Below are 23,561 nucleotides of genomic sequence, written 5' to 3'. Positions count from 1 at the left end.
TTTATTCAAGTGATTAATTGGCAGCACTAGGTGTCACATCCCGTGAGGTAGTAGGGGTTTTTCTTAAACAGCTCTGGCTTAAGTTTGTGCCAGTCTTTCATGGCCTGCAAGGGGGTTCTGCTCTGAAGAACAGATTGCGGGAGTTGTTGATTATAGAGCAATACATAACGGTGCATCGTCGCATTAAGGTCTTGCCCTGATCGGAAGTGATGACTTTGAAGGACATCCTCTATACGCCCGTTGAATCTCTCAACCATGCCGTTTGTTTGAGGCGATTGTGGTGGGGTCAAACGATGGTCGATGCCGAGTTCGCTGCACAGCGTATCGAACTCATGTTTGCCAGTCGCTGCACGCTTGCGCAGGCCAAAGAGACGGTCAGTAAACTCCTTACCGTCGCCAATGTTGCTCGAACCATTGGCGCAATTATTGGCAACTTCGTAAGAATGGTGCGAATGCGCAGCGGACACGCGCGCTCAAGGTCACGTAGGAAGCGTCGGGCATTGGCGGCCGTCTTGTTGTTATAGATACCAATGAAGACCCACCGCGTGGCGCGGTCGATGGCGACAAACAGGTAACGGCGTGACGTCTCATTCGCCATTTGCGGCAGATATTTAACGTCGATATGCAGGTAGCCCGGCTCGTAGGCCTTGAAGGCGCTGTGCTTTGGCTTTGCCTCTTTGACCTTCAGGTCGCGCAGATTACCCACCCCATGACGACGCAGGCATCGATCCAAGCCCGAGCGTGAAACGTTCGAATTCAAGAACTCCCGCACCACTGCAAGTAAGTCAACAAGTGACACCAAAAGCGTCTTACGCAACGCCACCGCAACACTCTCCTGGGCTGGGCTCAGCGTCGTTTGTAAGCGATGTGGCGTATGGCTGCGGTCTTCGACACTGTCACGGTGACGCCACTTCAAAACAGTCGACTCAGAAATGCCATAGCGTTCAATCACCATCCAGGCCGAATCTTCGCAGGCTTGAATGGCTGCTATAATCTTTGGTGTTGTCGTCGCTTGGCTATGCAGTCGAACGAGCATCACGTTTCTCCTTCCGAATGTCCTCTAAAACCGACCTTGCCATGAAAAAGGCTGAACGCCGAGGGTCAATGTGATCATCCGGAATGGAACAACTAGAGATTTATAATAGCTATGCCGCATCTACGGCAAAACCCGAAATTTTTCATGAGTTATGACGCGGAAATTGTCTGAGACTTGGCTTCGGAAGGTTTTCCACTCATTTTGGATGGTTTCGCGAAAGAATTTCAGGATCGCATTCGCGAACTGTTTTTGTGTCGGGTGATATTGATTGTGCGTCACATGTTGATGCATGACCGCCCATAATCGCTCGATCATTGCTGACAGGCGATTGCGCAGCAATCTGCCGAGAAGGGGGGTGAGATGCGGGCAATATGGCGGCAACTGGATAAGATGTATGCGGCAGTCTGGCCTTGCGAGAAAGGCCCTGACATCTGGCCCTTTGTGATAGGCGGCATTGTCCCAGATAACGTGGATCATTCGCTTGTCGGGATTGCGAGCCTCAATCTTGGCCAGAAGTTGCGCGGCACTAACGCCGTCCACGGTGGTTGGCTCGACAAAGGGCGTGTCGAAGGTTTCGAGGTTCAGCGCGCCATGGATGTTTACGCGGCCACGCCCTGCTGTAGTTTTGATCGCCGGGTTTGATCCTGCCTTTACCCAGCCATGGCTGGGTTTTGTCTGATATTCAGGATGTACAGCATCAGCGAAATAGACGGCTTCATCTGCGCCCAGATCGCCCATCAGACGTTCGTACAATGCGATAAATGCGGCCTGCTTTTCAGCAGAGACAACGCGCGGCAGGGCCTTGGGCTTGCGATATTCAAACCCCAACCGGGCAAGAAGCTTGATGCAGCCAGAGTGCGAGTAGCGCAGGCCAAATTTTGTTGAAACGTGGGCTCTTATCTCAACCGACGAGTGGCAGAAGCGGCCGTCCAGCCAGTCGCATAATGCCGCCTCTTGGTCAGCGGCCATACGAGAGTGACCGCCTTTCCAGCCATCAACTGCAAGCGCATCCCAGCCGTTTTCACGATAGGTTTTGTGCCAGCCGCGAACGGTGTCGTCGTCCAAATATAGAAATTCCGCGATTACCTGACAGGACTTCCCATCATCCAGCAAAAGAAGCGCATTTGCACGCCGTGCAATCCCATGATCTTCGCGTTGACTGCGAACACAGACCTCAAGCTCAAGGCGCTCCGTGGGAGAAAGAAAACCGGGACGGATCATGCAGATAGCTGAATCGGTCTACGTCCAGACGTCAACCCGCCAAAATTCGGGTGATCGAGGACTCTGTGTATAATAATAATACTTTAACACGGCTGTTTTCCAACGCTATTTCATCAAAACGGCCCCCCGCACACCGCACGGCATCGGCCAAAAAATATCGGTCAAAACGCCGACACAGACACCGGTGTTTTACGCCATCGGAGCGCGGCTGGATTCGTTATTAGCATTGATCAGACGACTCAGCAATTGCATGAACTCCGCCTGATCTTCAGCGTTCAGTGGATCCATCAGCTTGTCTTGTGCTGCTTCCATGGCGGGCTGCATTTCACCGATGAGCCTGCGTCCTGCTGTCGTGATCCGGACAGCTTTTGCGCGGGCATCGTTTTTTGAGGGTTCCCGTGTCACCAGCTCATTGCGCACCAGACGTTTTATAACGTCCGCGCCACTGGTCCGGTCGATACCGACAGCCTTGGACAGTGTCAGCTGATCAATCCCGTCACTTTTAAGCAAAACAGACAAGATCGCAAACTGAACAGCCGTTACGCCATCTGCTCCGCAGGCTTCTGCAAATAAACCGACGTGTATCTGATGCAGGCGGCGGATCAGATAACCGGGTCTATTCCACAGTTGTGTATACCGTCCCACCGGCCCGTTCAGGCGATCACTGACAAAGACGCGATCGGTATTAGATTGCTTATTTGGGTCCATTGGCAGCTTTTTCCTTTAGTGCAGCTCGTTGTCAATAACCCAGTTACAAGTTGCTAACAAACTTTTTAGGAAGTATGCTTCTTAAAAGTATTTTGCCCCCCCCGAGGAGAACAGCGGCATGACGACAGGTATCGGCGCACGAATCCCCCGCAAGGAAGACGCCCGCCACCTCAACGGAACGGCGCAGTTTGTGGGCGACATTAAGATGCCGCACCTGTGGGAGGCCGCATATGTCCGCAGCCCGCTGGCCCACGCAAAAATTAAATCGATAACCAAGCCGAACGGGTTCGAGGACCAGATTTTCACCATAGACGACATGGTCGGGCTTGGACCCATCGTCGCGCAGTCGACTCTTGCGACTTACAACCAGTCCGATCATTGGCCGTTGGCCAAGGACAAAGTCCGTTTCGTCGGTGAATGTATTGCCATGTGCGTTGCCCCCACCCGCGCCGAAGCAGAAGACATCGCCGAAGCTGTCATCGTCGATCTAGACCCGCTGGATGTACATGTCAGAGTTGAAACCGCTCTTGCCCCAGGCGCTGAAAAACTGCACGCCGGATGGGACAACAACCTGTTTCTGACCACGCAATTCGACAATGATCTGACCGAAGCCCGGAAAAATGCCACCGTCATCATAGAGCGCGAGTATTCGACAGCACGCCAGTGCATGACCCCGATGGAGGGAAAGGGCGCGCTGGCCTATTGGGACGGCAAGGCAGAACAGCTTGTGATGTATACGTCGACACAGGTGCCGCATCTGATCCGCACCGGCGTCGCCGAATGCCTTGGTCTTGATCAGGGTGAAGTGCGGGTCATTGCGCCCGACGTCGGCGGGGGGTTCGGTTACAAATGCGTCCTGCAACCCGAAGAACTGACTGTGGGATGGGCCGCGACACATCTTGGCCGTCCGATCCGCTGGACCGAAGACCGGCGCGAACATCTGACCGCCGGTGCCAACACCCGCGAACACAAATACAAAATTACCGCATACGCCGACGATACCGGCCGCCTTCTTGGGCTTGATGCCGATATCTGGGTCGATGTCGGCGCCTATTCCGTTTGGCCGTTCACCGCCTGCCTTGAAGCCGCGCAGGCGGGCGGCAATCTGCCGGGCCCATATGATCTGGGGGCCTATGCGTGCCGCACCTATTCGGTCGCGACCAACAAACCGGGCTTTACCCCGTACCGCGGTGTCGCGCGTCCAGGGGTCTGTTTTGCGATGGAACTGACGATTGATGCGATTGCACGCGCCGTTGGTCGCGACCCGCTTGACGTGCGCCGCCTGAACCTCGTGCAGGGGGCCAAAATGCCCTACACCAACGTGACCGGAAAATTCTACGATACCGGCGATTATCCCGAAGCCGCGCGGCAGGCCGCGGAAATGATCGACGCGAAATCGTTTGCGAAACGCAAGGCCGCCGCCGCCAAGGAAGGGCGGCATCTGGGGATCGGGTTTTCGTCGTTTACCGAACAATCCGCGCATGGAACCAAGGTGTTCGCGTCCTGGGGCCTTGCACTGGTGCCGGGGTACGAACAGGCGATGGTCAAACTGGCACCAACCGGATCCGTAGAGGTCAAATCAGGCAACCAGACCACCGGTCAAGGTCTTGAAACGACAATCGCCCAAGTCGCGAGCGATTGGCTGTCACTGGATCTTTCGCGCATCAAGGTCACGATGGGCGACACCGGCATGACCCCCTATTCAACCGGCGCATACGCTTCGCGCGGTATGGTGATGGCGGGGGGGGCCGTGTCCAAAGCATCCGAGGAACTGGCGCGCCGCATTCGTATTCTGGGTGCCCATCTGTTGCAATGCAAACCCGACGAAACCGAACTGAAAGATGGTGCCGTCTTCAAAGGTGCGGCGTCCGTCAGTCTAAAACAGATCGCGCAAGCGTGGTATCTGCGCCCCGACCTGTTGCCTGACGACATCGAAACCACTGGCATGGAAGTCACCGAAGGCTACAAGCCGACAATCGACACCGGCGTTTTCACCTATGCCACCCATGCCGCCGTCGTCGAAGTCGACATTGAAACCGGCAAGGTCGACATCCTAGATTATGTGATCTTTGAAGACTGCGGAACCCGGGTGAACCCGCTGATCCTTGACGGCCAGTCCTACGGCGGGGCTGCACAAGGTATCGGAACGGCACTGTTCGAAGAAGTGATCTATGACAGTGCCGGACAGCCGCTGACATCGACGTTGGCCGATTATATTCTGCCGGGTCCGGCTGAACTGCCGCGATTTCGACTTGGTCATTCGGAATCGCCGTCGCCCTATACGCGGCACGGCATCAAAGGCGTCGGCGAAGGGGCCGCAATCGCCCCCAGCGGCGCATTGGTAAACGCGATCAACGACGTGTTGGCCCCGCTTGGTGCTGAGATCAACAGTATTCCCGCCACGCCGCACCGGATCCTGACCGCGATCTTTGACGCGCGTGATGCCAATTCCAGCGTCACGGAGACCGCACAATGAAACCGGTGCCATTCACCCACGAAATCCCGAAATCCCTGCAACTGGCGGACAAGGCACTGACCGGTGACAACAGCAAGGTCATGGCAGGGGGCCAGTCGATCGGCCCGATGTTGAATCTGCGGCTGGTGCGGCCGACGACAATCGTCAGCATCGACCAGCTGGACGAATTGCAGACCGTCCACATCAAAGGCGACGTTTTATCGATCGGTGCGGCTGTCACCCATGCGCAGATCGAAGACGGGATCGACGATGTCGATTTGCCAACGATGCTGCGCCATGTCGCCAGAAGCATCGCCTATCGCGCCGTGCGCAACAAAGGCACCATCGGGGGGTCGCTTGCACACGCCGATCCGGCAGCCGACTGGGTCAGCGCCATGACGGCGCTTGGCGCGCAACTGGTGATCCGCAACGCGCACGGCAAATCGCGGCGCGAACCGATGGCGGGATTCATGCGCGGGGCATATCGCACCGCGTTGCAACAGGGCGACATTATCGTGGCCGTGGAACTGCCCACCGCCATGGGAAAGGCCTTGTGGGGCTACGAAAAAATCTGCCGCAAGGTTGGTGAATTCGCCGACGCCATCGGCGCTGTCGTCATCCAACCGGACCTGAAATATGCCCGCATCGTCGTCGGTGCCACCGAAGACGCGCCCTTGCTGCTGGATGACATGGCGCGCGAAATGGCGCGCACGGCCACCGCCCCGTCGCTGGATGAAATCGACGGGGCACTGGCGGCACACCTGCCGGGTGCATCACGGGTGAAACGACAACTTTTGAAAACTGCCCTGTCGCGCGCCATTGCAAAGGTAATCCCGTCATGAAGGTCATCGTAACGCCCGCCGCTGCCAACCAATCGATATCCCTGACAATAAACGACAGGCCCGAAACGGTCACTGTGCCACCGCGCACGACACTGGCCGAAATCCTGCGCGATCATCTTGATCTGACGGCAACCCATCTGGGATGTGAACAGGGTGTCTGCGGCGCATGTACCGTCATGGTCGACGGACGCCCTACGCGCGCCTGCCTGACGTTTGCCGCATCTTGTGAGGGCGCGACCGTCGAAACCCTGGAAGGTTTCAAAGACGACGATTTGATGGACCGACTCAAGGCCGCGTTTCACCGCAATCACGCCCTGCAATGCGGATTTTGCACACCCGGGGTGCTGGCGACCGCACGCGATCTGGTCGAACGGCTGGACACAGCAGACGAAGTCCGTATCCGTAACGAATTGTCGGGAAACCTGTGCCGCTGTACCGGCTACGTCGGAATTGTCGAATCCATCGCGCAGGTGATCGACGAACGCCGCGGTCTTGGCCTGCCATCGACCGGCGCGCCGCGCGTCGCACGCGAAGCGACCACTGGGTTTGCACCCTTTGACGCCGACATCGCCGAGCGACCGCCGGCCCCCGCCGTATCATCCGGCACCATGACCGTCGAAGACGGCTGGTCCGTCGTCAAACGCGAAGTGGCGCTGAACCATTCGGCAGACGCGGTCTGGGCGCATTTTTCTGATCTGGATGCAGTGGCCGAATGTTTGCCCGGCGCGAAACTGACCGATCACGACGCAAGTACGTTCACCGGCCACATCGGTGTCGCGTTCGGTCCGATCACCGCCAAATTTGAGGGCGAAGGCACCTATAGAACCGACGACAGCAGCCGTGTCGGGACCGTGGCGGGGCGTGGCAAAGACCGGGGCGGGCAGTCCGCGGTCGAGGGTGAGTTGAGCTATACAGTCCGCCTGGCGCAGGGCGACCCCGATGCGTCGCTTGTCGATGTGGGGTTCCGGTTCAGAATCCAGGGGATGCTCGGCCAGTTCAACCGGCCGGAACTTGTCAACGGTTTCGTCGATTATATTCTCGCCGAATTCGTCGCCAACTGCGACGCCGTCTTGTCTGGTGGCGAAGTCCGCGAAAGCAAAGGGATAAGCGCGTTTGCGATGATCCGCGCGGTTATTGGTGGAAAACTGCGGGCCTTGTTCCGCCGGACCTGACACGCCACCGCCGTTACCAAACATAAAAGGGCGCGACCGATCATTCGGTCGCGCCCTTTTTCGTCGTTGATTTTGTTAGATCAGACCGGCAGCACCAGCGCATTATGTACCAGCAACGTGTCATAAATCGCGATGCGTGACTTTAACAACAGGCTGTTATTGACCTGTTTTTCAAAGATATCCTGCATCCGGCCCGCCATATGCAGACGGCCTTCCGGCCATTCGGCAAGCACTTCGACCAGAATGAAATTGGTTTCGGCCTTGATGGTGCCCGCATCGTCGATGTCGACGATCCGCGTGTTGGTCATAAAATGGCGCAAATAGCGCGGGCCGAACATCGACGTCTTGGCGATGGCCATCGCACGGTCCTTCATCATGTTCTTGCCTTCGCAATAGACAAGTCCGACCGGAAGCCCGTGATCATAGTTTTCACGGCTGACTATGTTGTAAAAACCGTCTTCCGTAAAAAATTCGGGCCAGTCTTCCAGATCACCGTCATCCAGCACCGCACAATAGATCGTGTTAAACGCTTCGACAGCGTATTTGGCATCGTGCGACGCGGGGTTTGTCGCCCGCGCCAACGCGCCTGTGACATCTTTCAATCCGACATCGAGGGACGGTTTCGTTTCGCGGCTCATACGCCCATCTCCTCACGCCAGTGCTGATACAACGCGCGGATCGCGGCCTCTGATATCAGGGTTTCGGATGTGCCGGCCGGTACGTCGGGATCAAGCTGCACCATGTGATTTGCCGGTTTGGATGAATTTAACATTCCGTCCTGCACGAATTTGATCGCTTCGTTGTCTTCCAGCCCTAGGAATCCGGCAGGCCCCATCAGATTGCCCTGACGCAACCGGTGGCGCGTCATTTCTTCGTCGTCGTCTTCGTAGCCGAACATCGTCCAGATCATCGTGAATTCGTTCGGGCCACTGGGCACCAATTGGCGCACGCCAAGGGTGTTCATTTCGCGCTGCACGATTAGGTTGGGCCAGACGACCTGCATCGTCACCGACCATGGGCTGTCGAATTCGGCCACATAATCCATCAGACGGGGATCCGCCAACGTCATCCCGTCGCGGTAGCCACGCATTTCCTTTTTGTTTTCATCGGACACCGCGTTATCGCTTTTGGCGGACGCCATTGTCGAATGACGCCCCTTGGGGTCGCAAATCATCGCTGATTTGTTGCCCGCCACCAACAATCCGAAAGTCACCAAAAACGTATGCAGCAATGTTGCGTGATACGGATCTTTCAGGTTTTCGGGGTACAGTTTCCAGTTGCCCATGATGGTGTGGCGGTAATGACCGAACAGCTTCAGCTTGCGACCCGAAAACACTGCGTCGTAGTCTTCCAGCATGGCTTCGCCCATGTAGTCCTCAAAGCTCTCCATATCGTCGGCGTAGGATGCGAAAATAACACCTCCGCGCTGTGCGACATTCAACTTGCGCAACCCGTGATCTGCAGCGTCGAAATCCGCGGGCATGCCGCCTTCGCCGTTGGCACCACGGCGAAACGGAACACCGGCAAGATTGCCTTTCAGATCATAACTCCATTCGTGGTAGGGGCAGACAAATTCCGTGTTGTTACCGCGCAATTCGCGACAAAATTCAGCCGCGCGGTGTGAACAGCGGTTCTCAAAAACGTGGACTTCGCCGTCTTCGTCGCGCGACACCACGACGGGTGTGGGACCAACGTAGGAGCGCACAAAATCGCCCGTGTTGGGCACTTCGCAGTCAAGTGCGACGTAATTCCACGTCGATCCATGAAAAATGCGTTCGACTTCGCGTTCATAGACTTCTTGATTGGTATAGACCCAGTCGGGCACGCGGATCAGACCCTCGGCTGGCCAGATGAACCGGCTTTCGAATGGTTGTTGTTTCATGTCATCCTCCTCGTTGTCGCCCAGATCCGACCCATCGGTCGCCAGAGCCTGTCCATTGGCCATTAGTGCCTTTGCCGCACGCAGTGCAGATGCATCGCCAAAATCTATGACGCATTTGACACGACCAATGGCGTCCTGCCCCAAAAAGACCGGTGCGGTTTCACCGTCGCGGCGGACCACCGGCATGTCGGCGTCGGTCTTACCGAAAATCTGGATCGTGGCCCCGAACAGATCGGACCAGAACCAGGGGCCATCCTCTACGGCGGGTCCGTGTTTGGTGATATGGCGGGCCGCACGTTCCGCGCTTAACCGCGCGTTCTGCCAGCTTTCCATCCGTTGGGACGGGCCATTTGGCCGCTCCTTACGCACTGCGACATCGCCCACGGCATAGATGCCGGGCAAGTTTGTGCGGTTCACCTGATCGACCAGAATTCCGCCTTGGTCATCGGTTCGAATGCCAACTGCAGATGCGATGTCATCATTCGGAATTGCGCCAATTCCTGCAATGATCACGTCGGCGTCGATCACGCAGCCATCGCCGAGCCCGACACCTTTGTCGCTGACATGGGTGATGCGCGCGTCCAGTTCGATGGACACACCATGTTCGCGGGCGATCCCGGCCAAATAATCGGCGGGTTCTGCAGGCAACAGGCGTGTCATCAGGCGCGGTTGTGATTCAATCACAGTGACGTTTGCTCCCAGCTTTCGTGCAGCAGATGCGAGTTCAAGCCCGATGAAACCGCCACCAATAATCGCAACACTTTTGGCAGTTTTTAACGCCGCTCCAAGGTGTTCGGCGTCGGCCAGACAACGCAGATAATGTATCTTTGTGGTGTCGGACCCGCTGACTGTCAATTCACGCGCGCGCGCGCCGGTCGCAAGGACTAGAATATCGTAAGACACACTTTGTCCATCAGACAGGTCAACTGTCGTATCATTCGTCCGGATCGCAGAGACGCTGACACCAAGCATCAGTTCGACCTGTAAATCCTCTGCCTGACCGGGCGCAAAGACGTAGGCATCTTCGATCCCCGTGGCACCAGTCAACAAATCCTTGGACAGCGGCGGGCGTTCGTAGGGCATGTGCGTTTCGGCACCGATAATCACGATGCGCCCGCCAAAACCATGCTTGCGCACGGAAATCGCCGTTTCGGCACCAGCCTGCCCTGCCCCAATCACCACCAAGGTGCGAACATCTGTTCCGATCACACTGGTCGGCTTCACCGCGTCATCCGGCCGCTGCCTAGCGGTGTTGACATCGACCCAGACGAATCCGTCTTCCTGTTTCACGGCATAGGTGGCGATGTCTTTGGTGACAGGAGCGCTCAGCGCTTTGCCGGACCGGATATCGAACAATCCCTGATGCAGCGGGCATTCGATACAGCCGTTTTCAACGTGACCGTCTGTCAGATAGGCAAACGCATGGGTGCAGATGTTGCCGGTTGCAAAAATGTCGCCTTCAATCGCCCACAGCGCAATTCGCAATCCGTCAACTTCTGTGGCGACCGCGCCCTGTTCCAGAACACTCGCAGTTTCAAGTGTTTTAAACCAGTCCATGTTACGCCCCTTCTTTCGCGGCCAACGTCGGCATCCCGAAAAGGCGGGCTGCGTTATCGTGGCAGATTTTCACCCGCGTCGCATCTTCCAGCGGCGCAGTTTCAATAAATTCCACCGCAAGATCGGTGTCTTCATAGGGGTAGTCGACGGAAAACATCACCGCGTCCGCACCCATTTCACCGATCGCCCCGATCAGGGACGGATGCGAACACACACCGGATGTCGTGATCAGAATGTTGGACCCGAAATAGGCCGAAGGGGCGCGATCCAGCGACACGCCCATCGGATAGGCCCCGAAGCGGCTGTCGTAACGCCAGCGCAAAAACGGCAGCGCTTCCCCCATGTGGCCAAGGACAAGTTTGACGTCGGGAAAACGGTCAAAAACGCCACCGAACAAGATACGCAAGGCGTGCGAACCGGTTTCGACACCCCACCCCCATGTTGCGCCCTGCAACACCGGCATCCCGCCAAGAACATGCGGCGTGACATAGGCGTTTGACGGGTGCAGGTAGAATGGCACGCCCAGCTTTTCGACCTCGGCCCAGAACGGGTCGTAATCAGTACCTTCGTAATACGCGCCGTGGGTGTGCGTGTTAACCAGACAGCCTTGCAGGCCTAGATCATTCACCGCGCGGTTCAATTCGCGCGCGGCGGCATCGGGATCATGCATCGGCAATGTCGCAAGACCGCCAAGGCGATCAGGTTTTTTAGAAATTTTCTCTGCCAGAAAATCATTAGCGCCTTGTGCCGCACTGACTGCCTTTTCCACAGCCTCGCCCTGTGTACCCGGCCCGGTTAGAGAAATGATCGACCGGGTGATGCCCCCTCGATCCATCGTCTCGATGCGTTCTCCGTCAAAATCACCAAGTCGTCGTGTCAGGATTTCAGCCTGATCACGCGGGATCAGTTTCAGAAAAGCTTCAGAATGCTTTTCGAACCCCGGAGCCATGAAATGCTCTTCGAATGTGATCTTGGGTGTCATTGGAATCTCCCGTCCTATAATTTAGGAAGTATACTTCCCTTTTTGGTGTGAGGCAACTGCCACGTGTTTTGATCAACCGCTTTGCGTTGCAAATGATTGCCGGAAATCAGCCGCGCTTTGGGTTACAAATCGTCAAGATAGGACAAAGTGTCCGCCGTGGTGATGACGTCGCCATATTTCTGGTCGATGTCATACAAGGCCGCGTCGTGGGGCGGTGCCGCGCGGTCGGCGCAGGCGTCCGCGACAACAAGAACGTTGAACCCGCTTTGAACCGCATCCACCGCCGACGCCCGGACACACCCCGATGTCGTCGCACCGGTCAGGATCGCGGTATCAATTCCGCCGCCCGACAAATGCGCAGCAAGATTGGTGCCAAAAAACGCAGACGCGCCTTTTTTGAAAATGACAGCGTCACCGGGCAGACGATCCAGTCTGTCGTCGATTTCCACAAGGCGCGATCCCTCGACCAGCGCTTTCATGCCAGTCGCTTTGCGCAGCCAGACAAGGGTGCCGATTTCGGCGTCGTTGAAGGCGATCACAGTAAAGATCACGGGAACTAACTGCGCGCGCGCCGCGGCAATCAGGCGATTAGTGACGTCGATCTGTTTTCCCGCATCAGACGCGGTGGGATAGCGGGTGTCGGTAAACCCGTAACTGAAATCGATCACGATCAATGCAGGCTTGGGGCCGCGTAGAACGCGCACCCCAAAGCCTGCGTTTTCATAGACTTTTTCCTGACTCATGCCGACGGATCCCTTGTTGTTATGGCCTAGCGTCGTTCCATCTGCATTTCCTTCACGACCAGATCGCCGTCGATGACGATCGGTTCGTCATCAAGGAACAACGAACAATTGCGCATCGGAATATCAAGATGACAGGCCGTGTCGTTGGCACCGCCCAGCTCGTTATTCGGACCGGTCGAAAACATCACGTTGCCATAAAAACTGCGGGGTTCCATACCCATGCCACCAGGAAATTCGCCCGGCGTCATGCGATGCCATTTGGCATCTGGGTTCATGCCCCAGCCCACGTGGCTCATGCCTTTGCCACGTTCGTCGTTGAACCCGTCCATATAGGATTTGACCAACGCACAATCGAGCCCACCTCGCATATCGCTGATAAAACCCTTTTCGATCGTATAGGTAATCGGATCGCGAACATACATGTTTTGCGGCAACAGCACATCACCCGGCGCGACGACAATCTGCCCGTCGACGCCTTCGTCGTCCCCGCCCGTAAACACAAAACCGGACGGCCAATGGTCCCAGCGGCCCGGTTCGTCCGTGCAGGCGTATTCCGCGACCGTCGGATAGGTGTTCAGTTTATAGGTCACGTCAGTTCCATGGGGAGACGTGATACGCATGACCTTGGCTTTCGCCAGATACTCCGCGCCGATTTCGACCTTTTCGCGCAGCTCCTTGGACGGCAGCATGCGCGCCAGCAGCTCCGGGGGTTCTACGGCCGTCAGGATACGGGTTCCGGCATCCTGAATGGCGAATTGTTCCGGTGAAAACAACAGGAACACGCAGTCGATCAGCATATTGCACGCCTTGAGCGCGTCGACCGCGTCCGGCATCGCCGCAAGCCCGGTCACGCCGACATTCCAGCCGCCCATCGCAGACGGCGCGGGCAGACGCATGTGGTACATTGATGCCCCCAGTCGCGCACCCGCCGCCATGAACGCGTCCGCGTAATCCAGACGTTCGTTGCCCTGGGTCAGCACGATTAGCTTTTCACCTTCGTGTACGCCGGACATCTTCAATTGATGCAAACAAATCTGTGTGAAACTCTCTTGGTCCATGTCGTACGTTCCTTTCTTTTACGCGCTTGCGTTGAAATCCATGACGGCGTCCAAAAACCCGTCAAGGTTGTCCCAAGGGATCATATGCCCCGCACCCTGCACGATTTTTACATCGATATCCGGCGCCAGTGTTTTGATCTCGGTGATGTCGTCTTCGCCGATCACGGGCGCATCACCCGCCTTTAGCAGGCGCATCGGCAGTTTGATGTGCGGCAGGTCGGCATGAATATCGTCTGTGTGAAACCCGTCATAGGTCGTGCGGATAGCGCCAAGCTGGCAGGTGTGCAGCCATTCCGCCCGCAGCGCGACCTGATCGTCGGTCCATGTCGGGCAGAACGCCCGCATATCGTCACCCGAGCACCCTTTGGTCGCTGCAATGATCGACTCCTCGTACCACGCCCATTGGGATGGATATTCGCGACGCCCCGGCCCGCTGACTGGTGGGTCCACCAGAATAAGACCCGACATTGCATCGCCGTTCATGCGTGCGGCTCGGATGGCGTTGCGTGCCCCCATCGAGTGACCGAGGATGATCGGCTTATCCAGACCTGCGCCATCAATGACCGCAAGCGCGTCTTTGGCCATCGCATCGAGCGAATAGTCAAGGTCGCCAGCCTCGCTTAGGCCGCGGCCCCGCACGTCAAGCACGTGAACGTCGAATTTTTCTGCCAGCCGTTCAGCGATAAACCCCCATGTGATCGCAGGCGATGTAATGCCGGGAATAAGCAGCATCTGCGGACCGTCACCTGCGTAGTGCAGCAGGTGCTGGCGGATGCCGTTTGCATGAAGATTGTAACCGCGTGCCATCTGTCGATCCTTCAATATTTGCCTGACAGAAGTGCGCCGCCACCGGGCACCAAAGTATCAAGATCCAGCGCTTTCAGCATCGCCCATGTGGTCGCGATCGCCGCCGTCACGACGGGTTTACCAGTGACCGCCTCGGCCATCGGAACCGCACGCAGCGACGGCATCTGCACACACGCCGACAACACGACAGCATCGACATCCGACGTATCCATTTCAGCGACAATTCCGGGCAGGTTCATAGGGTCATGCGCAGCAACAGCAAGGTTGTCACTGATTTCGAGCGCCCTCCACGTTGTAACCTCTATGCCTTCGGCGCGGATGTACTCAACGACCATTTCGGCCAATGGCTTCATGTAAGGAGCAACAACCACCACCTTCTTGGCCCCCATTGCATGCAAGCCGTCCACAAGTGCGCCCGCAGACGTAATAACCGGCGCCTCGGCATCATTGTCTTTGGTCACCTGACCTAAACGTTTCGCAGATTCACGGTGGTATCCGTGGCCCATCGACATGATCGCAACCAAACAAGCATAGCCCAACACGTCGACGCGTGCATCGCTCAGCTCCATCGCGCAGCGGTCGCTGTCGCCGTCCATCGCCTTGAGTTCTTCGGCGGTCACCTTTTTCATTCGCATCCGGCTGGAATGAAACGTAAACGTTTCGGGGTGAACTTGTCCACGGGCGCTTAAAAGTGCGGGAATTTCGGTCTCCATCGTCACATTGGAACTAGGGACGATCTGACCAACGCGAAAGCTTTTCATAACGATTCTCCATTTGGAACTAAGTTTATACATAATTCAAACTTGGATTAATAACAAGCCGACATTTAGTATCGCCGCGCAATATCATAAGAGTTCATGGGATTGGTGTGTGGTCTGGCGCGGTCATTCCCGAGCTTAGAAATATCACTAGATTGTTCAGCATTTCGAGCTTGTTGACCTTGCCAAGTTGATTGTCAGTCAGGTCGTTCAGACGGTCCACGTCGTTCAGCATGAACAGATAGGCGCCGATCAAAAATGCCATCCGCAATCCGACCGTGCGTTGGGAAACATGAGGCAACGCCTCACAAAGTGCAACAATATATCGTTTGGCAGACCTGTCATAGACTTCCCGGCGCAGCCGCAACGCGTGGTCTTCAGGCTCAGCATGAAGTCTGGCTTGCAATTTGACGAAGGCAGCACCGGCTTCACCGCTGTATTTCATATCCCATTGCGGTGTGAGATATGCACGCACAAGTGCCTCGACTGAAGGGGCGGTCGGGTCCGCGATCAAGGCGTCAAGGAGTTCCTCGCGACGCCTCCCGATGTGTTTCCCCCGACGCAAAAACACTTGATCGAACAAGTGCTGTTTGGATTGAAAGTAATAGTTGATCAAAGCTTGATTGACATTACACCTGCTCGCAATGTCACGCATGCGGCTGCCATTATACCCGTGTTCGGAAAAAACCTGTTCGGCACTATCGAGAATATCGACGCGCAGGTCTTTGTCGCCCGCCGGACGCCCTGGGCGTCGGGGTCTAGTCTGTGGTTTGTTGGAATCGATGTTTTTGGTCATGATTGCTTGACGCCCCGCGATAGGGTGTTTTGTCGAGGTGCAACTCTAGACTCTCGCGACCAACGGCCGATTATCACACTTATAAAGTTTTTTAACATAAATCTGACCCTTCGCACAAGCAATATAACATAATCCACTGGTCCGGCAAAGTGCAATGGACCTGTTGCGCTTTCATGCCACCACTAGTGCTCGGTTAGACTACCTCTCGCTCGAAAGCGACCGGGACTTCCAACCCAACGATTTTACATATGCGCGCTTATAGGTGCTGTCAGACAAAAGCTAACCAGTCTCTGTTTTTCAGCAACCTCAATCCGTTAGGCTACACCAAGACCGCGCCACTCGGTAATAGCGGCGGCGCGGTTGAGTTTGGAACTTGATCGGTTGTAGAGATGGCGCTCTTGGTTGAAATGGTTGTGAACAGAAGCATGGACGGCGACGAATTTCTGTAAAGTTCGCATCCGCCTAAATCGAAGCATGGCCCGCTCTCTTCGTCTAAAGGGCTGGTGTGAATTCTCGGCTCAATTGTTGAGCAAGCGGCCGGTTTCCTGTTTGTCCACATTGCCGATCACCTTCATCCCCGCACCGCAGGAACGTAGCTTGTCGGTGACGAAGATATGTGCGCGACCATGGCGTTTCATGGTTTTCCTCAGGAACTTAAAGGCTGCCTTGCGATCACAGCGCTTTGTGACAAAGCTTTCCAAGACTTCCCCTTCTTGATCCACAGCCCACCAAAGATAGTGCGTCTCGTCGTTAATCTTCACAAACACCTCGTCCAAGTGCCACTGCCAATTTGAATATGCGCGCATCTGGCTGACCCTTTTCTTGCGGATTTCAGCGGCAAACAGTGGGCCAAATCTGTTCCACCAAAATCGAACCGTGTCATAGCTAATGTCGATGCCACGTTCGTGCAAAAGATCCTCAACATTGCGAAGCGAAAGCAGAAACCAAACATACATCATGACGGCCAGACGGATAATCTCGGGGCTCGTCTTGAAGTAGCGAAAAGGGCTGCGTTTTGTCATCCCGTAATGCTAATTTCTCACCCTGCCCGCCTCAACCGATTTTGCTCTGACAGTGCCACGGCGCGGCGACGTCCTTTGGTGCGCATCAATCGCATACCCCAAGATTTAATCTGACAGTGCCATCGTTCGCATAAGCAACGCATTCGCAGCTGCATAAATGCATAAATTTATGTAGCGTCGCGATCAAGGCAACGCCTTCCACCAGTCTGGCCAATTCACTTTCTTTGGGGTTCTTGTCGCCTGGAGCACTGTTTGCTGATCATGAATATTGAGACGCCGGGCACCAAGTCGCGCCAGCGCCTTCTCAACAATCCAAGGCTCTAGGAGGACCCGAGCAGTCTGCCGGTATCTATCCATCTTCGTCGCCATCCGAAGCGGCTGAATCGCGCTCACAACACTGCCCGGTGCGACCACTACACGTGTGATACTCGAGATGGTGCCCACATTAGCAACGTGTTGTTTCAATCTGGCATCGTAGATCGCCTCCAATGCAAGGCGCATCGCCTGCCCGTCTCCTTTGAGCCCATCGTTGCTGAGTTTAAGCAAAAACGCCTCGGCGGCGGAAACCGATCGTTCCACCCCTGCGTCACGTATTGTGACTTGTTGACCGAGCACGGCGTCAAACGGTGCCTGCTTGTGACGTCCGCGCGGACGTCCCTTGGGATTGCCACTTTGGCCTTTGGTGAAGCGTGCGGATTTTGGAGGATGTCCGTATCCGGCCTTATCACTATCACTGGTCATTGATCCGTCCCTCGAGGCCATCTAATTATGTCTTGGTCTCGCGTGCAGCGCTTGATTTCCCTGATTTCCTTTTCTGTTAGCTTGGACCCTCCCCGACGGCGGCCAAGCGCGGCCTGAACTGCCCAAGGTTCCAATTTCAATGGAGGTTTGTGATCGTCCATCTCCAATGCCACCTCATCGATCGACGCGATACCAAGGATCAACATAGCTTCGTTCGCGTTGTCGGGATCTGTCGGTTCCATCCGACGGGTCGAGGCCTGCAGTTTCGTTGGCTGACCTTGCTTGTGTAAATAAGCTTCCCGTATTCGGATCATCTTGAGGACCTCGCGACGCGAGGGTTTGTCCCCATCAATCGCTTTGCGATAAGTTTGGTGCTGTAGCGCTTCTTGGACACTGACTTCCTGCGGCTCGCCTGCCTTACGAATGGTCAGGGTGCGATTGACAATGATATCCAGGGCCGAACCCGACTGCGCGGTGGCACTACCTTTCGGGCGACCCTTGGGATTGCCACTTTGGCCCTTTTTGAAGCGTCCCGTCAGGTTGGGCTTTTTCACCGGCACGGCCCTGTCATAACCCTTCAGACCTTGTCAGGAGCTTTGGCTCTTTATTGGTCATTGCGCGCCACCGCTCGATGGCAACGTCCACATAACCAGGGTCCAGCTCTATGCCTCGGAACTTTCGTCCAACGCGTTCAGAAGCAATCAATGTCGTTCCGGAACCCAAGAATATATCAAGGACGATATCTCCCCGCTTTGTAACGTCTTGAATGGCGTCGGCGACCATCGCTGTTGGTTTCACAGTCGGATGCAACGCCAAGTCTTCGCTGCGACTTCCCGCCAACGAGTTCACCGACGCATAGTTCCAGACATTGGTACGGTTGCGCCCATGCTTGCCCAACTCGACGTTGTTCAAATGCTGCTCCGCACCAACGCGGTACACGAAAATCAACTCGTGCTTGGAGCGATAGAGTGACCCCATGCCCGCATTGGATTTGTTCCAAACGCAGATGTTGAGACGGCTGTCATAGACGGTTGAACCAGCCTGTGAGAGTTCGTCAATATGTCGCCAGTCCATACAGACAAAGTGAACTGCGCCGCTGCGCGAGACAGCTGCACACGGGCCTAGCGTTTCTTCAAGGAACTGCACGAACGCCTGTTGTGTCATTTCTCCGGAGGCCATTGCGAACTCGCGGTGACGCCCCTTTGCATTTGCGTGGCCACTGATCTTCACATTGTAGGGCGGATCAAGAAACGCGGCGTCGACCAAAGCGCCCTGCCCCACGACCTCTTTAAGAAAATCCAAGTCACGCCCGTCCCCACATCCGATCCGATGGTCCCCCAACTCCCAGATGTCACCCACCCGCGTCCGTGGCTCGACCGGCACTGCCGGGATGATCTCTTCGTCAGGATCGACCTCATCCGCCAAAATCACATCGACTTCTCCCACAGAAAAGCCGGTAAGCGAGACATCAATGTCCAAGTCCGCTGACGAAAGGTCGATCAGCTCATCTTTCAACAGCTCAAGATCCCAGCCGGCCCCCAACGCGATCTTGTTATCGGCCAATCGCAGCGCCCGCGTCTGAGCTTCGCTCAATCCAGCGAGCACGATCGTTGGCACCTCATCAAGCCCCATGTCCTTAGCCGCACGGAGACGCCCGTGACCTGCGATGATCAGACCATCGGCATCAATCAATATCGGGTTCGCGAAGCCGAACTCGCTAATGGAGGCCTTGATCTGCTCAATCTGGCGTTTGGGATGCGTTCGCGCGTTTCTAGGGTCGGGGCTAATCGCATTGATCTTACGATATTCGATTGTGAGCGGCGGGCCATCATGTTGACGTGTCATAATCTCAATCCAATCTTAGAGCCGCTATTCTGCGGGAGTTCAATGGAGGCGGAGCAGCAGTTAATGTGTATTCGACGCGCCACAAAATAGCCGCCTGCAAGGGTGCCCTATCGCAAACTTACACAACTCATGCTGCCCTGTTAATAACGTTCAGTCCACCAGTTCGGTCAAACAACAGCCCCTGTTATGTTATTTTACCCCCTGTTATTCACATTAACAGGAGACCCTAAAATTCGGCTGTAACCTCCTGCTTTTGCGGAAGAAACCCAGCGCCTGTGTTAGAAAAGGTCACAAAAAACCTGTTAATAATGCATTTTTACAGTAATTTCCCTGTTAACTCCCTGTAAACGGCCAGACTGGATAGCTCTGCACTGGCAGCACAGCCATCACTCCTAAAATATTGTTAACAATGGATAATAACCATATTAGCGTCGTGTTTTTGGGCGTATTTCACGGTGCTATAATACCCCAGACCGTAACCTAACGCACATATCGCCAGATTCTATTGAAAGTCTGGAAACCGCCTTTCGACGGTAGCAGTTTGAGGTCCGCTGATGGCAAGGTTATTTAATTGTTCGCAATGACTTAGAGGCATCATCGCCACTTCTCAGAGCGCCCTGAATAGGTCCCGCTGCGCAGTCCACACTGGTGAAAATGCGTGGGATTTCAACCAATGCGATGTGAGGCCAACTGGCTGTCCGCCTTCCCAAACATCGCGGACGATGTCCGGCGCTAGAAACGCCAACTCGATAAGTTGCTGAACGCGCCGCTTTGAAGCGCCTTCGGCTTCTGCAATTTCCGCGTAGGTTTTGCCGGATCGGATCAGATCGAAGTAGCGATGCGCCAACGCGATGTTCTTGAACAGTGTCTCGTCACACGTGCCCGTTGCATCTGCGAGAATGAGTTTGGTTTCGACGCCGCGCTTACGAGTGCGGAAGTCGGACTGCAGGCTCAGGTGTTCGTCCGAGATCCGCTTTGCGTCGATCGTCAGGATCTCGGCAATGGCACTTGCCGAGATTGTAATTTGAATCTTTCCCGGCACGATTAGAACACGTTCAATCAGGCCGAGCATGATCCTGTTCGTCTCACCATCCGCGCCGTTCTCCTTGTTGCTCAACTCCGTCATCTTGTTGGCAATCAGTACGATCTCATCGGTTGTTGCGAGACTGATGAGGTTAGCTCGCACACTCGCAGTACCCAAATGCGTTCTGATCAGACTGGTAACCAGGGTTTCAAGTTCAGGCGCTGGCAATCGCCAGCCACTTGGATCTTTCGGGCCAGAGCTGCGGATCAGACGATGGGATACATAGTAACGCAGCCTACGACCCTTCCCTGTCTTGGTATGGCTGGGCGTCAGCCGATCACCGGTTTCGTCAAACACCTTTCCGGTCAGCAGCGACACTTGCTTCTTCTGACCGTCATCGTTGCGCCCCTTTCCTGCGCGTGACCTGACAGCACCTGCTTTTAACTGCTCCTGTACTGCATCCCAATCTGCAGGATCAATGAGTGCCGGGTGTTGGCCAGGCCAGACCTTTGTCTTGTGTCTGATACGGCCTGCGTAGATCGGATTGCTCAGGATATGATAGATATGTCCGAAGCTAAACGCTGTCCCGCCTTTCATCCGACCTGATGACAATGTGCGGAGTGCTGTCTTCAGGCCCCGCTTGTCGGCTTCGGTTTTGACAATCCGGATGTTGCGATGTTCTTTGTAGAGATCGTAAATGGTGCGGATAATCCGGGCATCCACCTCGTTGATCTTAAGTGTTCTCCCATCGGGGTCATATCCCAAGGGGACATTACCGCCCATCCACAACCCCTTGCGTTTGGAGGCAGCGATCTTGTCCCGGATCCGCTCAGCCGTCACCTCACGTTCAAACTGTGCAAAGCTCAGCAGCATGTTCAATGTGAGCCGCCCCATGCTCGTTGCCGTGTTGAACGATTGGGTCACGGACACGAAGGACGCGCCTGCGGCATCCAGCACGTCGACGATCTTCGAGAAGTCTGCCAACGACCGTGTCAGCCGATCGATCTTGTAGACGATGATCTGATCCACATGGCCGTCCCGCATGTCCTGCATCAGACGTTGCAGTGCGGGGCGTTCAAGCGATCCCCCCGACAAGCCGCCATCTTCGTAGGCCGCTGGCAGCAGCACCCAGCCTTCGTGCTTCTGGCTGGCCACGTAGGACGCGCAAGCCTCACGCTGCGCATCCAGCGAGTTGAACTCCTGCTCAAGGCCCTCTTCGGAGCTCTTGCGGGTATAGATAGCGCAGCGGATCTTGTTCATACGCCGCTGCCTTTTCCGTTTACGAGACCGAAGAAGCGTGGCCCTGACCAGCTTGTTCCAGTGATGTGCAGCGCGATTGCCGAAAGCGATTTGAACCGCGCGCCGTTCAGCACATATCCGTCCTCGGTTGTGTCCACCTGATATCGACGACCGTTCCATTCTCGAACGAGTTGCGTTCCAGTGCGGATCGCAGGCGCAGGGTTTCTGACGGACCTGCCACTTGCCGAGGCCTTTAGGGCACGCTTCAAGTCCGGGGAGATCCCCCCAGACCTGCGACACTGTTCATCCCAGATCACCGCCTTGCGCATGAAGATCATCGACAGGAAATGCGGCGGTGCCTCCCCAAAGGCTTTCGTCCAAGCGACGCGGAGGGCGGAGCGGTCCAGTTCTGCGAGCTCCTCCCATCGCGACAATATGGCGGCATCACTGGCCATCAGGCCACATCCGCCTTTGGCAACCCGATGATCTGGTACCGCATGGGCTTCCCGTTTCCGGCCTTGATCGAGGTGATCTCGTAACCTGCCTTACGTAGGCCAGACAGAGCCGCCCGCATCGTGTGGTGCAGCCATCCCAAGGTTGTACTAAGGCTGGGCACGTCCGCCCCGCTCTTGCGGCTCAGCATTGCGATCATCTTCGCCTTCTTTGTCTTTGCGGGGGCGATGCACTGTTTGGGCGCTTGCAGGGTCTCAGGTTTGGAAGAGCTTGCGCGCTTTATCTCGTTGGTCATGATGTTCTCCATTGTCATCAGCCTGGACCAACTCAGCCCCGGTACTGACAAGAGCCCGGAGCGCCGGGCGGAGAATATGAAACACCGTTAGAAGGTGCGTCGGTACAGACAGTACTGCTCTGTTCAACGGGCAAGTCCAGTAGTTTCCTGCCGCAGTCCGCAATCTGATGCGTGTTCTGATTTGATTGACGACACAACAAGCTGCACTACTATTTAGCATGCCGAATAGTTCATCATGGAGTCAGTACTGTGAATGGCAAAGATCAGCCAAATACTATAACGGAAACTCAACTTTTATCAGCATTCGGAAATATTCAAAGTGACAATTTACCTTATTCGACACGCTCAATCAGCCTTCAATGCGGTTTACGATCCAAACAAACCGGACCCCATGATACTCGATGCGCCAATCACAGCGCTCGGAAAAGCTCAGGCTCAGCAGGCTCAGAGCGAAGTCAAACAACTTGATCTTATAAATGTCATTGTTTCGCCGTTCACTAGAACATTGCAAACGGCCCAATTGATTTTTGGAAACAGGTTGCCGTTTCAGATTAATTCTGAAGTGCGAGAGCAACTCTGCAACAGCTGCGATGTAGGAAGTCCGCCTCACAAACTTGCTAAAGATTACCCTCATCTTGACTTTGGTCATCTAGATGATTGCTGGTGGCATGACGGAGAAAAGGACCACCGTGGGATCTCAGTTGAGCCCGAAGAGGTTTTGCTTGAAAGGGCAAACAGGTTCGCCGACTTTCTCAAGCGCGAAAGTATCCACTCCACGGCAATTGTCTCTCATGGTAACTTCATTCGAGCGCTGACCGGAATTCAACCCAAAAACTGTGAAGTGATAGAATTCAACCCTCGCTAGGGGGTGGGTAAGCCGCTGCTTGGCCAATCGTTTCTGTCCTGTGATCAAAGGCCTCAAGGG

Annotated in this window: 20 protein-coding genes and 2 pseudogenes; 4 read left to right on the top strand and 18 right to left on the bottom strand. The window is 55.6% G+C overall.

The window, feature by feature from the left end:
• Window positions 1-26: 26 nt before the first annotated feature.
• The 3 genes and pseudogenes from OA238_RS29695 to OA238_RS04495 all read right to left on the bottom strand — a co-directional run bounded on the left by OA238_RS29695 (window position 27) and on the right by OA238_RS04495 (window position 2,965).
• Window positions 27-1,036, bottom strand: a pseudogene (locus OA238_RS29695) (integrase core domain-containing protein).
• A gap of 120 nt (window positions 1,037-1,156) precedes the next feature.
• Window positions 1,157-2,257, bottom strand: a complete 1,101-nt coding sequence (locus OA238_RS04500) for an IS630 family transposase (RefSeq protein WP_015494266.1) — start codon at window positions 2,255-2,257, stop codon at window positions 1,157-1,159.
• 189 nt (window positions 2,258-2,446) lie between these two features.
• Window positions 2,447-2,965, bottom strand: a complete 519-nt coding sequence (locus tag OA238_RS04495) for a MarR family winged helix-turn-helix transcriptional regulator (RefSeq protein ID WP_015494265.1) — start codon at window positions 2,963-2,965, stop codon at window positions 2,447-2,449.
• Between the two features lie 118 nt (window positions 2,966-3,083).
• Here OA238_RS04495 and OA238_RS04490 point away from each other — a divergent pair, with 118 nt between their 5' ends.
• The 3 genes from OA238_RS04490 to OA238_RS04480 are packed head-to-tail and all read left to right on the top strand — an operon-like array spanning window position 3,084 to window position 7,434.
• A complete protein-coding gene (locus OA238_RS04490; RefSeq protein WP_015494264.1) occupies window positions 3,084-5,441 on the top strand; it encodes a xanthine dehydrogenase family protein molybdopterin-binding subunit in 2,358 nt (785 codons plus the stop codon).
• Complete coding sequence (locus OA238_RS04485; RefSeq protein ID WP_015494263.1) at window positions 5,438-6,262, top strand: FAD binding domain-containing protein; 825 nt, start codon at window positions 5,438-5,440, stop codon at window positions 6,260-6,262. Before OA238_RS04490 ends, OA238_RS04485 begins: the two co-directional genes overlap by 4 nt.
• Window positions 6,259-7,434, top strand: coding sequence for a 2Fe-2S iron-sulfur cluster-binding protein (locus tag OA238_RS04480; RefSeq protein ID WP_015494262.1), 1,176 nt, complete (start codon window positions 6,259-6,261; stop codon window positions 7,432-7,434). The genes OA238_RS04485 and OA238_RS04480 overlap by 4 nt, the downstream gene beginning before the upstream one ends.
• 80 nt (window positions 7,435-7,514) lie before the next feature.
• On the opposite strand, the gene OA238_RS04475 is transcribed toward OA238_RS04480, so the two are convergent.
• From OA238_RS04475 to OA238_RS04405, 15 genes and pseudogenes are all read right to left on the bottom strand, one after another.
• A complete protein-coding gene (locus tag OA238_RS04475) occupies window positions 7,515-8,072 on the bottom strand; it encodes an aromatic-ring-hydroxylating dioxygenase subunit beta (RefSeq protein WP_015494261.1) in 558 nt (185 codons plus the stop codon).
• Window positions 8,069-10,873: an FAD-dependent oxidoreductase gene (locus tag OA238_RS29690; RefSeq protein ID WP_015494260.1), complete on the bottom strand. Its 2,805-nt coding sequence runs from the start codon at window positions 10,871-10,873 to the stop codon at window positions 8,069-8,071. The genes OA238_RS04475 and OA238_RS29690 overlap by 4 nt, the downstream gene beginning before the upstream one ends.
• A gap of 1 nt (window position 10,874) precedes the next feature.
• Window positions 10,875-11,855 (bottom strand): amidohydrolase family protein, encoded by a 981-nt coding sequence (locus tag OA238_RS04465; RefSeq protein WP_015494259.1) that lies wholly within the window; start codon window positions 11,853-11,855, stop codon window positions 10,875-10,877.
• A 122-nt stretch (window positions 11,856-11,977) separates the two neighbouring features.
• Window positions 11,978-12,598 (bottom strand): isochorismatase family protein, encoded by a 621-nt coding sequence (locus OA238_RS04460; RefSeq protein ID WP_015494258.1) that lies wholly within the window; start codon window positions 12,596-12,598, stop codon window positions 11,978-11,980.
• Window positions 12,599-12,624: 26 nt separating this feature from the next.
• Window positions 12,625-13,656: a 2,5-dihydroxypyridine 5,6-dioxygenase NicX family protein gene (locus tag OA238_RS04455; protein ID WP_015494257.1), complete on the bottom strand. Its 1,032-nt coding sequence runs from the start codon at window positions 13,654-13,656 to the stop codon at window positions 12,625-12,627.
• Window positions 13,657-13,674: 18 nt separating this feature from the next.
• Window positions 13,675-14,463, bottom strand: a complete 789-nt coding sequence (locus tag OA238_RS04450) for an alpha/beta fold hydrolase (RefSeq protein ID WP_015494256.1) — start codon at window positions 14,461-14,463, stop codon at window positions 13,675-13,677.
• A gap of 11 nt (window positions 14,464-14,474) precedes the next feature.
• On the bottom strand, window positions 14,475-15,224 hold the full coding sequence (locus OA238_RS04445; protein WP_015494255.1) for a maleate cis-trans isomerase family protein: 750 nt from the start codon (window positions 15,222-15,224) through the stop codon (window positions 14,475-14,477).
• Between the two features lie 94 nt (window positions 15,225-15,318).
• Window positions 15,319-16,017 carry a TetR/AcrR family transcriptional regulator gene (locus tag OA238_RS04440; protein WP_015494254.1) on the bottom strand — a complete coding sequence of 233 codons (699 nt, stop codon included), beginning with the start codon at window positions 16,015-16,017 and terminating at the stop codon, window positions 15,319-15,321.
• Window positions 16,018-16,331: 314 nt separating this feature from the next.
• Window positions 16,332-17,039 (bottom strand): annotated as a pseudogene (locus OA238_RS04435) (IS6 family transposase).
• Window positions 17,040-17,222: 183 nt separating this feature from the next.
• Window positions 17,223-17,780 carry a DUF5681 domain-containing protein gene (locus OA238_RS04430; RefSeq protein WP_015494253.1) on the bottom strand — a complete coding sequence of 186 codons (558 nt, stop codon included), beginning with the start codon at window positions 17,778-17,780 and terminating at the stop codon, window positions 17,223-17,225.
• Window positions 17,777-18,334, bottom strand: coding sequence for a DUF5681 domain-containing protein (locus OA238_RS04425; RefSeq protein ID WP_144055830.1), 558 nt, complete (start codon window positions 18,332-18,334; stop codon window positions 17,777-17,779). The genes OA238_RS04430 and OA238_RS04425 overlap by 4 nt, the downstream gene beginning before the upstream one ends.
• A 13-nt stretch (window positions 18,335-18,347) precedes the next feature.
• Entirely contained in the window at window positions 18,348-19,625 is a 1,278-nt protein-coding gene (locus OA238_RS04420; RefSeq protein ID WP_015494251.1) for a site-specific DNA-methyltransferase, read from the bottom strand.
• Window positions 19,626-20,232: 607 nt separating this feature from the next.
• Entirely contained in the window at window positions 20,233-21,909 is a 1,677-nt protein-coding gene (locus tag OA238_RS04415) for a recombinase family protein (RefSeq protein ID WP_015494250.1), read from the bottom strand.
• Window positions 21,906-22,343, bottom strand: coding sequence for a DUF2924 domain-containing protein (locus tag OA238_RS04410; RefSeq protein ID WP_015494249.1), 438 nt, complete (start codon window positions 22,341-22,343; stop codon window positions 21,906-21,908). Before OA238_RS04410 ends, OA238_RS04415 begins: the two co-directional genes overlap by 4 nt.
• Window positions 22,343-22,636, bottom strand: a complete 294-nt coding sequence (locus OA238_RS04405) for a DUF3489 domain-containing protein (RefSeq protein ID WP_044036280.1) — start codon at window positions 22,634-22,636, stop codon at window positions 22,343-22,345. The genes OA238_RS04410 and OA238_RS04405 overlap by 1 nt, the downstream gene beginning before the upstream one ends.
• 319 nt (window positions 22,637-22,955) lie before the next feature.
• On the opposite strand from OA238_RS04405, the gene OA238_RS04400 reads away from it, so the two are divergent.
• A complete protein-coding gene (locus OA238_RS04400; protein ID WP_015494248.1) occupies window positions 22,956-23,501 on the top strand; it encodes a histidine phosphatase family protein in 546 nt (181 codons plus the stop codon).
• The last annotated feature ends 60 nt before the right edge of the window (window positions 23,502-23,561 follow it).

The organism is Octadecabacter arcticus 238, from assembly GCF_000155735.2.
GTDB classification, from domain to species: domain Bacteria; phylum Pseudomonadota; class Alphaproteobacteria; order Rhodobacterales; family Rhodobacteraceae; genus Octadecabacter; species Octadecabacter arcticus.
The sequence above is the reverse complement of the archived record's forward strand: the minus strand, read 5'-3'. Positions and strand labels throughout refer to the sequence as shown.